This window comes from Mangrovimonas aestuarii, assembly GCF_028767185.1.
GTDB classification, from domain to species: domain Bacteria; phylum Bacteroidota; class Bacteroidia; order Flavobacteriales; family Flavobacteriaceae; genus Mangrovimonas_B; species Mangrovimonas_B aestuarii.
Window position 1 is genome coordinate 114165 of record NZ_JARACK010000001.1, and the last position, 12333, is coordinate 126497.

General features: G+C 38.6%; 15 protein-coding genes. 12 read left to right on the forward strand and 3 right to left on the reverse strand.

From position 1 onward, the window contains the following. Window positions 1-31: 31 nt before the first annotated feature. Complete coding sequence (gene era / locus PWU04_RS00545; protein ID WP_274473850.1) at window positions 32-916, reverse strand: GTPase Era; 885 nt, start codon at window positions 914-916, stop codon at window positions 32-34. Between the two features lie 218 nt (window positions 917-1134). Between era and PWU04_RS00550 the strand changes: the two genes are divergently transcribed. After that, window positions 1135-2028: a J domain-containing protein gene (locus tag PWU04_RS00550; protein ID WP_274473851.1), complete on the forward strand. Its 894-nt coding sequence runs from the start codon at window positions 1135-1137 to the stop codon at window positions 2026-2028. A gap of 10 nt (window positions 2029-2038) precedes the next feature. Further along, window positions 2039-2335 (forward strand): chaperone modulator CbpM, encoded by a 297-nt coding sequence (locus PWU04_RS00555; protein WP_274473852.1) that lies wholly within the window; start codon window positions 2039-2041, stop codon window positions 2333-2335. Here the strand turns inward: PWU04_RS00555 and PWU04_RS00560 are convergent. Further along, complete coding sequence (locus tag PWU04_RS00560) at window positions 2332-3333, reverse strand: zinc-dependent alcohol dehydrogenase family protein (protein ID WP_274473853.1); 1002 nt, start codon at window positions 3331-3333, stop codon at window positions 2332-2334. The two genes, PWU04_RS00555 and PWU04_RS00560, sit on opposite strands and share 4 nt — an antisense overlap. A 64-nt stretch (window positions 3334-3397) precedes the next feature. Beyond that, window positions 3398-4147, reverse strand: a complete 750-nt coding sequence (locus tag PWU04_RS00565; RefSeq protein WP_274473854.1) for an LOG family protein — start codon at window positions 4145-4147, stop codon at window positions 3398-3400. 191 nt (window positions 4148-4338) lie between these two features. Here PWU04_RS00565 and PWU04_RS00570 point away from each other — a divergent pair, with 191 nt between their 5' ends. The 10 genes from PWU04_RS00570 (at window position 4339) to PWU04_RS00615 (ending at window position 12302) form a co-directional block, all read left to right on the forward strand. Beyond that, window positions 4339-5121, forward strand: coding sequence for an MlaE family ABC transporter permease (locus PWU04_RS00570; protein WP_274473855.1), 783 nt, complete (start codon window positions 4339-4341; stop codon window positions 5119-5121). Then, on the forward strand, window positions 5118-5897 hold the full coding sequence (locus PWU04_RS00575) for an ABC transporter ATP-binding protein (RefSeq protein ID WP_274473856.1): 780 nt from the start codon (window positions 5118-5120) through the stop codon (window positions 5895-5897). The genes PWU04_RS00570 and PWU04_RS00575 overlap by 4 nt, the downstream gene beginning before the upstream one ends. A 7-nt stretch (window positions 5898-5904) precedes the next feature. Beyond that, window positions 5905-6900 carry an MlaD family protein gene (locus PWU04_RS00580; protein ID WP_274473857.1) on the forward strand — a complete coding sequence of 332 codons (996 nt, stop codon included), beginning with the start codon at window positions 5905-5907 and terminating at the stop codon, window positions 6898-6900. A 55-nt stretch (window positions 6901-6955) separates the two neighbouring features. Beyond that, the gene (locus PWU04_RS00585; RefSeq protein ID WP_274473858.1) at window positions 6956-7798 is read left to right on the forward strand and encodes a universal stress protein; all 843 of its coding nucleotides are present in this window, start codon (window positions 6956-6958) and stop codon (window positions 7796-7798) included. 74 nt (window positions 7799-7872) lie between these two features. Next, window positions 7873-8478: a flavin reductase gene (locus PWU04_RS00590; RefSeq protein ID WP_274473859.1), complete on the forward strand. Its 606-nt coding sequence runs from the start codon at window positions 7873-7875 to the stop codon at window positions 8476-8478. Next, window positions 8475-9638 (forward strand): M20 family metallopeptidase, encoded by a 1164-nt coding sequence (locus PWU04_RS00595; protein WP_274473860.1) that lies wholly within the window; start codon window positions 8475-8477, stop codon window positions 9636-9638. Before PWU04_RS00590 ends, PWU04_RS00595 begins: the two co-directional genes overlap by 4 nt. Before the next feature lie 15 nt (window positions 9639-9653). After that, window positions 9654-10673: a hypothetical protein gene (locus PWU04_RS00600; protein ID WP_274473861.1), complete on the forward strand. Its 1020-nt coding sequence runs from the start codon at window positions 9654-9656 to the stop codon at window positions 10671-10673. Between the two features lie 17 nt (window positions 10674-10690). After that, window positions 10691-11329, forward strand: a complete 639-nt coding sequence (locus PWU04_RS00605; protein WP_274473862.1) for a class I SAM-dependent DNA methyltransferase — start codon at window positions 10691-10693, stop codon at window positions 11327-11329. Window positions 11330-11347: 18 nt separating this feature from the next. Next, window positions 11348-11848, forward strand: coding sequence for a cupin domain-containing protein (locus PWU04_RS00610; protein ID WP_274473863.1), 501 nt, complete (start codon window positions 11348-11350; stop codon window positions 11846-11848). 16 nt (window positions 11849-11864) lie between these two features. Continuing rightward, window positions 11865-12302, forward strand: coding sequence for a nucleoside deaminase (locus tag PWU04_RS00615; protein WP_274473864.1), 438 nt, complete (start codon window positions 11865-11867; stop codon window positions 12300-12302). Window positions 12303-12333 lie beyond the last annotated feature (31 nt).

The following is a 12333-nucleotide window of genomic DNA, read 5'->3' on the forward strand; positions in this document are numbered from 1 at the left end:
TTAAAAGATAACAACCACAGTGTGGGCAAGTTTACTTTTGGTTATAACCAAAACGTCTTAACTGCTGTTGGCTACTTCTCCAGTTTTTGTTCACTTTTACATAAAGCTCCAAGTGGATTTGCTTTCCAAAAAACTTCTCAAGATCTTTTCTAGCCTCAACCCCAACACGTTTTAACGCGCTTCCTTTATGGCCAATGATAATTCCCTTTTGCGTATCGCGCTCTACCATGATTACAGAACGGATTCGGATGATATTTTCCTCTTCAAAAAACTCTTCGGTATCAACCTCAACTGCATAAGGGATTTCCTTTTTGTAGTGCAATAGGATTTTCTCTCTAATGGTTTCGTTTACAAAAAAGCGTTCTGGCTTGTCTGTCAACTGATCTTTAGGATAAAACGGAGGTGAGTCTGGTAATAATTCTATAATACGATCAAATACCTGTGGTACCTGAAACCCTTCCAAAGCCGAAATTGGAAAAATCTCTGCATTAGGCACTTTTTCCTGCCATAACTGTACCTGTTCCTCCAACTGAGCTTGATCAGATTTATCAATCTTATTTAACAACAGTAAAACAGGAATCTTGGAATTGGTTATCTTATTAAAGAAGGCTTCGTCTTTTAGTTCACGCTCTCCAATCTCCACCATATACACCAAGACATCGGCATCTTCGAAAGCCGATTTCACGAAATCCATCATGGACTCCTGAAGCTCATAAGCTGGTTTAATGATTCCTGGAGTATCACTCAAAATCACCTGAAAGTCTTCTCCGTTAACAATTCCTAAAATTCTATGACGTGTTGTTTGTGCCTTTGAAGTTATAATGGATAATTTCTCCCCAACAAAAGCATTCATCAATGTAGACTTTCCAACATTTGGATTACCAATTATATTTACAAAACCTGCTTTATGGCTCATACTGCTTGAATTTTCTTGGGCACAAAGTTACAACCTTGCATGGTATATCTCCCCATTAAACAACACAATACTTTAAATAAGGGTAAAAAGGCCTGTTGTTAAGAAGGTAAAATACGTTTTATTTCACTTTTTTGTAGAATCAAGAGTTTAAAACCACATTTAATTTCCTTATTTTTAATAAGCAAACCAACTTTAAATAAACCTATTGCATCTTCACTATGGAGTTTATTGATTACTACAGTATTTTGGAATTGGACAAAACTGCTACTTCTGCAGATATAAAAAAGGCTTACAGAAAACTAGCCAGAAAATACCACCCGGACCTTAACCCCAATGACAAGGAAGCCGAAAAGAAATTCAAAGCCGTCAATGAAGCCAACGAAGTTTTAAGCGACCCAGATAAACGAAAGAAATATGATGAATATGGCAAGGACTGGCAACATGCAGAAGAGTTCGAAAAAGCAAGATCTAGACAACAATCCCAACAACAAGCCTATTCGCATTTTGGAGGTGGCAATACCGAAGACTTCTCAGATTTCTTTGAATCGATGTTTGGTTCTGGAGGGTTTGGTGGTCGCTCCAGAGGACGAGAAGTACGCTTTAGAGGACAGGACTATAATGCAGAACTTCAATTGGACTTAAGAAATACTTTTAAGTCGCATAAACAAACGCTAACCGTTAACGGGAAGAACATTCGGATTACTATTCCCGCAGGCATTGAAAATGGACAGACAATAAAAATCAAAGGTCACGGCGGACCAGGTATTAACAATGGACCTAAGGGAGATTTATACATTACTTTCAATATTAAAAACAATACCGAATTCAAACGCGAAGGAGCCAATTTATTTAAAACCCAAAGTATTCCCTTAACCAAAGCCGTTCTTGGAGGAGACATTACCGTAAACACTTTTGATGGACAGGTAAAGCTTAAGGTTCCTCCTGGAACACAAAACGGGGCGAAAATAAAACTGAAAGGAAAAGGATTTCCTAGATATAAAAAAGACGATCAGTTTGGAGACCTATATATCACCTATCAAGTAGAACTCCCAAAATCGTTAACCAAAGAGCAGCAGGCACTATTTGAACAGTTGGAAAAAACCAACCTATAATACATCAATCATGAATCCTGAATACATCATTTCCGTTGAAGAGTATTGTATTAGTCACAACATTAAAGAAGACTTTGTAATTTCATTGTACGAACTGGACATCATCAGTATTAAAACCATTGAAACAAGGCAATACATTTACGATGAGCATCTACCCATTTTGGAACGGATGACACGACTGCATGAAGAACTGGGCATAAATGTAGAAGGCCTTGAAGCTATTAGTCATCTTCAGGAAAAGATAAACGAAATGCAACGGGAACTAATCCAATTAAAAAACCGCTTGAATCGATTTGAAGATTTTTAATTTTCAGAGGATACTCGCAGTACTTTAGCTCCTCTTATTTTCCCTTCTCTCATTTCTAGCAATGCCTTATTAGCATCTTCCAACGGGTACTCTTTAAAATCAGGTTTGATATTTGCCTTGACAACCAATTCCAAAAACGCCCTTACATCTTGCGATGTAACATTGGCCACACTTACAACTTCCTTTTCCTGCCAAAGATGATCGTGATACGAAATATTTTGTAAATAGGATTTATCAATATCCTCTTTTCGAATAGCATTTACAACCAATCTACCACCTTTTTGCAACCTTAACAAGGCTTCGACGACAGGCTTCCAAACGGGAGTGGTATCAATAATGGCATTGAGCTTAACAGGAGGTGTATCCGTTGTATAGCCAGCCCAGACAGCCCCTAAATCCATTGCAAACTTTTGCTCCCGCTCACTTCTAGCAAATACATAGACATTGGAATCGGGGTATTTAAATCTCACCATCTTTAGCACCAAATGTCCAGATGCCCCGAAGCCCGTAAGACCTAGCGCTTCACCATTTTTCAATCCTGCCAGCCATACAGAACGATAACCAACAGCTCCAGCACATAATAGAGGTGCAGCTTCGGCAGCAGTGAATGTCTCGGGAATATTATGAACATAGCTTTCTGGAACCACCATATACTCGGCATATCCACCATTGACATCCCTGCCTGTAGCCAAAAAATCATCACAAAGATTTTCCCTTCCCTCATTACAAAACTTGCATTTACCACAGGCAGAAAATATCCAAGCTACCCCCACACGTTGCCCTTTTTCAGTCTTATCGCATCCCTCCCCCTTTTTTACCACCTCACCTACAACCTGATGTCCTAAAACTCGCGGAAAATCTGATGGTGGTGTACGTCCCTCTATCTCATCCAACTCTGTATGGCACACTCCACACACATAAACTTTTACCAGTACCTCCCCATGCTTGGGCTCGGGAATGGGGAGATCCACCAACTGCAATGGACTCTCGTTTTCCATTAGTGAGGCTATTTTTTTTAAAACCATTGCTCTCATAAAATAACATTTAAACTAACAAATACAGTCAGGAATACCTACTTCCATCGAATTCTCCAAACCACCATCGGGTTTTAATCGGTTTACGAACCAATCCAAATTTTTCAATGGCATAATACCTCAAATGATCTTCCATTTCCTTTACAGAATCAGTAATGAACAATAAATCCATATCTGCTTTATCAATACTTTCATTAACAGCCATAATATGTATATGCTCGTAAAGCTCTTTATGGTATTCCTTTCCAAATAATATCACTGGAAAATGATTAATCATCTTAGTTTGGATTAAAGTCAATGCTTCAAAAAGTTCATCCAATGTACCAATTCCACCAGGCATCACCACAAAGGCATACGAGTACTTCATCAATAAAAACTTCCTAACAAAAAAATACGGAATGTTTATCCACTTATGGAGATAAGGATTGGGTTCCTGCTCTTTAGGCAAAACAATATTACAACCTACAGAGTACCCTCCGTTTTCGTAAGCCCCTTTATTGGCTGCCTCCATAATTCCTGGTCCACCGCCGGTCATCACCGTAAACCCTAACTTAGCCATACAAGCACCAATTTCCTCTGCTTGTTTGTAAAAATGATTATCAGATTGAAAACGCGCTGAACCAAATACCGTAACACTAGGTCCCAAAAAGTGCATTTTTCTGAATGCTCTAATGAAATGGTAATGTACCTTACAGGTAAACCAAAACTCCTTAAAACGATCTCTAGGCCCTTTTAAAAATGCCTTTTCCTCTGGTGTTAAAACATTTTTTCCGTTCATTTATACAATTATCAATTAAACACATCTACCTCTCCACTCCTCAAACACTCAATACATTAAGGTATTGTTTTGTAGGTTTTCCATTAAAGATAATGTAAATTTATTCCACCTAACCACCTAACCACAAGAATATTACCCCATAAAAAACTACTATATAAAATACAGACCAACTAAATAAAAAGGCAAAAGTCATGGCCAAACAATTGACAATCGCTCAAATGACAAACAACTTTTTTTTGGAAGTTGGGGCTCTGTCATATTTTGCCGTTCGCTTTTTTCAACAAGCACTAAAACCCCCTTTTGAATTTAGTGAATTGTTGCGGCAATGTTTTAATGTTGGCAATCGCTCCTTACCATTGGTTGGACTTACCGGATTTATCATAGGTTTAGTACTTACTCTGCAAACACGCCCTACCTTGCAACAGTTTGGAGCAGTTTCCTGGATGCCATCAATGGTTGGAATTTCTATAGTTCGGGAAATTGGCCCGGTTATTATAGCACTGATCTGTGCTGGCAGGATCGCTTCTGGAATGGGAGCAGAACTTGGGTCTATGCGTGTAACCGAACAAATCGACGCCATGGAAGTTTCTGGCACCAATCCGTTTAAATTTTTGGTGGTAACCCGAATTGCAGCTACAACATTAATGGTTCCTATTTTGGTAATAATAGGGGATACTCTAGCCCTTTTTGGGTCTTATTTGATAGAACACAACAAAGGAGATGTATCCTTTCTGCTATTTTTCAACCAAGTATTTACAGCTCTAGAATTCACTGACCTTATACCAGCTACAATAAAAACAATATTCTTCGGGTTTGCAATAGGCCTGGTTGGCTGCTACAAAGGCTATTATTGTAACAAAGGAACCGCAGGTGTGGGGCAAGCAGCTAATACCGCAGTAGTATTGGCTTCCGTCTTGATTTTTGTTTTGGACTTCGTTGCCGTAGTAATAACAGATATTTTTTATAGCGTATGATTACAGAACAAAACATATCACCTGAAACAACTTCTTCTCAAACAAATAAAACAGTCATAAACATAAAAGACTTAACAAAACACTTTGGAGACAACCATGTACTCAACGGTTTCAACATGAAGCTTTATGAAGGTGAGAGTCTGGTAATTATGGGAAAGTCGGGATCAGGAAAATCAGTAATGATAAAATGTCTCGTTGGGCTGATGCAAGCCGATAGTGGAGACATAATGGTTATGAACAACGATATCACAACAATAGATAAGGACACACTGGATCAACTCCGTTCTGATATAGGATTTCTTTTTCAAGGAAGTGCCCTTTACGACTCTATGACAGTAAGGGAAAACCTTGAATTTCCACTTCGTCGCCATAAAGACAAATTTGACCAAAACATTAATACCGAAAAAATGGTTTTGGAAGCCCTGGAAAGTGTAGGATTGGCGCATACGGTAGATTTAATGCCAGACGAACTATCTGGCGGCATGAAACGCAGAGTCGCCTTAGCACGAACCCTGATTTTAAAACCAAAAATCATGCTCTATGATGAACCCACAAGCGGATTGGACCCCATAACATCCAAAGAGATCATTAACCTAATGAAAAACATTCAAAAAAAATACAATACCTCATCCTTGATAATTACACACGATGTGGATTGTGCTAGGGTTATATCGGATAGGATTATCCTTTTGGTAGACGGTATAAATTATGCCGAAGGCACCTATCAAGAGTTAATCAAAGTAACTGACCCCAAGGTCAAAGCCTTTTTTAAATAACAGTATTATGGTAAAGTCAAAATCAGAAAACATCAGGTTGGGAGTTTTAGTTATATTGGGAACTGCATTATTGATCTTTGCGGCTTACCTAATAGGAAACAATCAGGCCATGTTTAATCGAACGATTACTATCCATGCCATTTTCAATAATGTTAACGGGCTACAAGAAGGCAACAATGTACGATTCTCTGGAATTAATGTTGGCACCGTGAAAGACATTACCATGGAAAATGATACCACTATTAGGGTTATTATGTCCATAAAGGAAACTATACAACCCCACATTAAAAAAGATGCAGTAGCAACCATTGGTTCTGATGGTTTAGTTGGTAACATGCTTGTAAACATTTCCCCCGGAAAAGGCAATGAACTAGCCGTAAAAAATGGAGATCAAATCATTTCGTATACCCGTATTGGCACCAAAGAATTAATTAACACCTTAAGTGTTACCAATGAGAACGCTGCCCTATTAACCGCTAACTTATTAAAAGTTTCCCGTTCGCTGACCCATGGAGAAGGAACCTTCGGCAGACTGCTTAATGACACGATTATGGCAAGCAACCTAGAACAAACCATTTTAAACCTTAAAAGCATTAGCATAGAAACCAACCGAACACTACATCTACTGAATGAAAAAATCAACGCTATTAATATGGAAAACAGCGTTGCAGGTGTTTTACTTAAAGATAGTATTGCTGCAGCAAAAATTCAGAAAATCATCAACAATCTGGATTACTCAAGTATGCAAATAGACAGCACAATTAACACGCTTAACGAAACTGTAAAAACCTTTAAGGAAGGTAAAGGAGCTGTAAACTATTTGATGACTGACACTACTTTAGTAAAACAATTGGAAACTACAATAAAAAACATAGAAGAAGGGACGGACAAATTCAATCAAAACATGGAAGCCCTAAAACACAACTTCCTTTTCAAAGGATATTTTAAAAAATTGGAGAAAGAAGAGCGGAAAGAAGAAAAGAAGCAACAAAAAAAGTCCTAATTCTTTCGTAACTTGAAGGGAGCTATTAATCAATAATATTTAACAAACAGTTGTCATGAGTACATTTATTTATGCGACGGACTGCTCCCAACATGCCGTACCAGCGTTACAATACGCCCATCTAATAAGTCAAAAAATGGACGCTAAACTTGCGGTTTTAAATGTTTATAGCATCCCGCCAATCTCCATTTCTGTGTCACGAGCTCCAAAACAGGTCAAACGTTTGGATGCCGACGGACATGAACAAGCTGTTTTAAAATATTGCAGGGAGAACATAGAATATGATCTCGACAAACTAAACGTTACTACCGAAGCTATTGAAAACACCTCTGTGGTTGAGGCTGTTTTAAAACGAGCCAAACAACTGGAAGCCGAACTTATTATTGTTGGCAGAAAGGACGAATACTCTAAACGTGGTATGTTTGCTGGTGATATCGCATTGACCCTGATTGAAAAAAGTAGAATTCCATTACTTATTACCCCAAATACCTTTAGCAAAAAACAAATAGACACCATTGTTTATGCTTCAGATTTAGAAGATAAGGATATCGAAGCCATTTACCGATTAAGCAAAATTGCTAAAGTTTTTGATGCCAAAATCCATGTGTTCCATGTTTCCACAAACAAAGAATATGCTGGAAGTTATCAAATGGAATGGTTTAAAGAGATGTTGACAACTAAAATCAACTACGACAAACTTTTGTTCCACACCTCTTTCACTTCCAATATTTATGAAGAACTAAATAATTACCTCAATACCTCAAAAGCCGATTTATTAGTAATGCTAGAACGTGAAGGGATTGGACTTTTTGGACGTTTTTTTCATGAGGATCTTGTAAAGCGTATGGAGGCTCAGATAAACATACCTTTACTGTGCTTTAACGACAGAGCACTTTGAGGCTTTTCTTGTTGATATTTATCATCTTTTATATTCTTAAACTATTGTAAATTAACTCCAAAGAAGTCATTCTTATGGAAAAAAAAGCTAGTTTTAAGGACTTAGACATTTCAACACCAATTTGGGATAAAGTATTTATAGTTGCTCCATTGGTTGTAGTAGGAACTAAAGAAGGAAATGGATATGATCTGGCTCCAAAACACATGGCAACACCTTTGGGCTTTGATAATTATTTTGGCTTTGTCTGCACACCAGAACACAGTACTTACAACAATGTCTTGAAACATAAATCATTTTCGGCAAGTTTCCCATTAGCTGATAATGTAACCTTAGCTTCGCTTACTGCCCTACCCCGGGATTGTCGACTACCGAAAACCGATAACGTTATCAATGCATTGCCAACACATAAAGCAACTCTTATCGATACCCTGCTTTTAACCGATGCTTACCTTCATCTTGAGTGTTCCCTTTTTAAGATTATTGACGGTTTTGGTTCAAATAGTATTATTACTGGAAAAATAATCGCTGCCAAGGTAAACACCAATTATTTCAGAGCCTCTGACAATGATGAACAAAAGCAGCTTGCAGAGCATGGTCTTCTCGCTTTTATTGCCCCCAACCGATTTGCTAATATTACCGAAACATACAACTTTCCATTCCCAAAAAACTTTAAACGATGACCGCTACTTCACAAATAGCCAGCAAAGTTGTAAACCACCTTAATTCGGAAAAAGATTCAGTATTTAACTTACTTAAGGAACTTGTTGCCTGTGAATCACCTTCAAACAATCGGCCAGCTTTAAACCGCATTAAAACTCTTTTAGAAAACCAATTCAAATCCTTGAACTACTATACTTTTAGAGCTAACGGCTATGAAACTGGAGGTTTTATATACGCTAGACCATTTGACAAATCTGTTTACAATGGCAAACAATTACTATTGGGCCATTGCGACACGGTATGGGATTTAGGCTCATTAAAAACCATGCCCTTAACCGAAAAAAACAACACATTGGCAGGTCCTGGAATTTACGATATGAAGGCAGGTATAACCCAAATTCTATTTGCACTAAAAACCATTAAGGAATTGAATTTAAAGCCACCTGCCATGCCTTTGGTAGTTATTAATGCTGATGAGGAAATCGGCAGTATTGAATCCACCCCAACCATAAAGAGGTTAGCAAAATTAGCATCAAAAGCATTTGTTATGGAGCCTCCACTAGGATTAGATGGTAGACTAAAAACATCTCGAAAGGGGGTCGGAAAATTTGTTCTAACCATTACCGGAAGGTCTGCTCATGCAGGATTGGATCCCGAGAAAGGTATTAATGCCATTGTGGAGCTTTCTCATCAAATCCAAAACCTTTTCGCCATGAACGACCCCAAAAAAGGCATAACCGTTAACGTAGGCATGATAAGCGGAGGGCTCTCCCCTAACGTTGTCGCCCCTAAAAGTCAAGCCATTATTGATGTAAGAGTGAACACCAAAGAGGATGGGGACCTAATAACAAAAAAAATAAAAGGCTTACAACCTGTACATCCTGAAGTTACCATTTCTGTTGAAGGAGGTATTCGCAGACCACCAATGCTTCCCACCGAAGAGAACCAGGCCCTTTGGAGACAAGCTAAAGAAACTGCAAAACTCCTCGGCTTAGAACTAGAACAAGGCATGGCGGGAGGGGGATCTGATGGTAACACTACGAGTCAGTTCACTGCAACATTAGATGGTTTGGGCACACCCGGTGATGGCGCCCATGCCCAGCACGAATATATTTTAAAAGACAAACTGATTGAGCGCACAGCGCTTCTAACCTTATTACTGTTAAAAGATCCAATATAAATAAACAATAACGCTATGAGTCTCACATATATTCACACAGCCCTGACCCGAACTACAAATCTTAACACAGTTCCTTTTCAAGTAACCAAATTGGAACAGCAACATTGGAATATGGCAGATTTTATAGCTTGCGAGATTCTTGATACTGGCCATGCAAATGCCCAATTAGAATTAACCAATGGACGAATGCGGGGCATTATGAGCGGAGAAATATTGATAGGCGCTCTTGGAGACCGCCATGCGACCTTAGAAGCCACGGGTAGCTGGAAAACCATTGAGCAGGATGGCATTATGCATGCTCTTACAGCAGGTGGTCTTTTAGGTAAACTCACTTCAAAATCTTCCTTTAAACCGGCATTCCCGAAAATAAAGTATTTAGGGCACATTACCAGAAATGGAAATAAACTAACCATGGATGATTTTATCGTCCCCAAACCGGACAAAACCTATAATACGCCCACAGTACTTTTTATTGGAACCTCTATGTCTGCTGGAAAAACCACATCGGCAAGGATTGTTACAGGGCTATTAAAGCAAAAAGGGCTTAAGGTTGTCGGCGCGAAAATTACTGGAGCCGGTCGTTATAAAGACATTCTTGCAATTAAAGACATTGGTGCAGATGCCGTCTATGACTTTGTCGATGCTGGACTCCCCTCCTCTATTGCTCCATCAGACATTTACAAGAAAAAACTGCAGTACATGATGAACTGCGTAAGTAATGAATCGGCTGATATTGCAGTTATCGAAATAGGAGCTTCCCCACTAGAGCCATACAATGGCGACCTGGCCTATCAAGCTATAAAAAAACATGTAAAATGCACCATATTAAGCGCCTCAGACCCCTACTCCGTTTATGGCCTTATGGAAGCCTTTGACCTGAAACCCGATATTGTCACAGGCATTTCCACAAATACCCTGGGAGGACGTGAACTGGTTGAAAAACTTTGTGGCGTAACGGCTCTAAACTTAATTGAAGCTGAGTCCATTCCCACTTTAAAGAGTATCTTAAGACAGCGATTAGGGATAAGCGTTTGATATTACAAATTTAACCAATGGACAGAACAAAAAACACCATCAATGTTTTTAATAAGTATGCACAGGCCTATAACGAGAAATACATGGATGTTTCACTATACAAACCGTCCTTAAAAATCTTTTGCAAAACCCTAAAAAAGAAAAATCCCGAGATCTTAGAATTGGCCTGCGGTCCAGGCAACCTAACGAAGTATATTTTGGAACAGCGCCCCGACTTTAAAATTACAGCTACCGACCTATCTCCCAATATGCTAGAGATTGCCAAAAGCAACAATCCTTCTATTCAAGTTGAAAAATTAGACTGTAGAGAACTAAACAGCTTAAACAGAACATTTGATGCTATTGTTTGCGGATTTGGACTCCCCTACTTATCGAAGGAAGAGGTTGTACATCTTATTGAAGGTGTTCGCCTTGCTTTACACCAAAATGGACTATGCTACCTCAGCATAATGGAGGCCGATTTTAGTAAATCGGGGATTAAAAAATCCTCAAATGGTGAAGATGAATTGTACATTTATTACCATCAGGGCGAGTTTATTGAAAAAGCATTAAGAGACAACAAACTTAAAGCTATACATACAGCACGATTAACTAATCCATTGGAACAGGAAATTACATCAAAGGACTTGGTTATCATAGCTCAAAAAACAGATTAATATCACTAAACCCAGAACATGAACCAAGCTGAGCAACTCATAAAAGCTTTAAACCTAGCTCCCCACCCAGAAGGCGGATATTACAAAGAAACCCATAGAAGTGAAGGCCTTATAACAGAGAGTAGCCTACCTGATTTTGAAGGTGACAGAAATTATTCTACTTGTATTTATTTTTTATTGACCTCTGATCAAATCTCTGCATTCCATAAAATCAAACAAGATGAAATTTGGCATTTTTACCAAGGCTCACCTATAGTTCTCCATACCATTTCTGAAGATGGAGATCATAAAGAATACTTAATAGGCTCAGACATTATTAATGGGCAAACGCCTCAGTTGATAGTTCCCAACAACCATTGGTTTGCTGCTAAACTTTTTAACCCCGATGATTATGCCTTAGTTGGCTGTACTGTTTCTCCAGGCTTTGATTTTAGGGATTTTATACTTCCATCTAGACAGGAATTACTGTATAAATTTCCGCAACATAAAGAACTGGTTGTTGAGTTCACAAAAGACTAATGATAAAACTTTTAACATGGATAAATTCCTAAAAGAAGCTATAAATGAAGCAAAAAATGGACTGGACGAAGGTGGCATCCCCATCGGATCTGTATTGGTACACAACGATAAAATAATAGGTCGCGGTCATAATCGCAGAGTACAACAAGGGAGTGTAATACGTCATGGTGAAATGGACGCTTTGGAAAATGCCGGTCGGCAACCTGCAAGCATTTACAAAGAATGCACTTTATACACTACATTGTCGCCATGCCCAATGTGCTCGGGAACCATTTTACTCTATGGCATCCCCAAAGTTATCATCGGTGAAAACACGACATTTATGGGGGAGGAAGAATTACTTAAGTCACGAGGTGTAGAAGTTGTTGTGGTTGATGATAATAATTGTAAATCCATGATGAGGGACTTTATAAAAAACAATCCTGAGTTGTGGAATGAAGATATTGGGGAGTGAGAATAAAAACGATTAAGCAAAACAAAATCTA

What these genes read in the sequence shown, in the direction of transcription:
- era (WP_274473850.1), bottom strand. Translation starts at nt 916, where the DNA reads ATGAGCCATAAAGCAGGTTTTGTAAATATAATTGGTAATCCAAATGTT.
- PWU04_RS00600 (WP_274473861.1), top strand. Translation starts at nt 9,654, where the DNA reads ATGAGTCTCACATATATTCACACAGCCCTGACCCGAACTACAAATCTT.
- PWU04_RS00595 (WP_274473860.1), top strand. Translation starts at nt 8,475, where the DNA reads ATGACCGCTACTTCACAAATAGCCAGCAAAGTTGTAAACCACCTTAAT.
- PWU04_RS00570 (WP_274473855.1), top strand. Translation starts at nt 4,339, where the DNA reads ATGGCCAAACAATTGACAATCGCTCAAATGACAAACAACTTTTTTTTG.
- PWU04_RS00580 (WP_274473857.1), top strand. Translation starts at nt 5,905, where the DNA reads ATGGTAAAGTCAAAATCAGAAAACATCAGGTTGGGAGTTTTAGTTATA.
- PWU04_RS00550 (WP_274473851.1), top strand. Translation starts at nt 1,135, where the DNA reads ATGGAGTTTATTGATTACTACAGTATTTTGGAATTGGACAAAACTGCT.
- PWU04_RS00555 (WP_274473852.1), top strand. Translation starts at nt 2,039, where the DNA reads ATGAATCCTGAATACATCATTTCCGTTGAAGAGTATTGTATTAGTCAC.
- PWU04_RS00565 (WP_274473854.1), bottom strand. Translation starts at nt 4,147, where the DNA reads ATGAACGGAAAAAATGTTTTAACACCAGAGGAAAAGGCATTTTTAAAA.
- PWU04_RS00605 (WP_274473862.1), top strand. Translation starts at nt 10,691, where the DNA reads ATGGACAGAACAAAAAACACCATCAATGTTTTTAATAAGTATGCACAG.
- PWU04_RS00560 (WP_274473853.1), bottom strand. Translation starts at nt 3,333, where the DNA reads ATGGAAAACGAGAGTCCATTGCAGTTGGTGGATCTCCCCATTCCCGAG.
- PWU04_RS00585 (WP_274473858.1), top strand. Translation starts at nt 6,956, where the DNA reads ATGAGTACATTTATTTATGCGACGGACTGCTCCCAACATGCCGTACCA.
- PWU04_RS00575 (WP_274473856.1), top strand. Translation starts at nt 5,118, where the DNA reads ATGATTACAGAACAAAACATATCACCTGAAACAACTTCTTCTCAAACA.
- PWU04_RS00615 (WP_274473864.1), top strand. Translation starts at nt 11,865, where the DNA reads ATGGATAAATTCCTAAAAGAAGCTATAAATGAAGCAAAAAATGGACTG.
- PWU04_RS00610 (WP_274473863.1), top strand. Translation starts at nt 11,348, where the DNA reads ATGAACCAAGCTGAGCAACTCATAAAAGCTTTAAACCTAGCTCCCCAC.
- PWU04_RS00590 (WP_274473859.1), top strand. Translation starts at nt 7,873, where the DNA reads ATGGAAAAAAAAGCTAGTTTTAAGGACTTAGACATTTCAACACCAATT.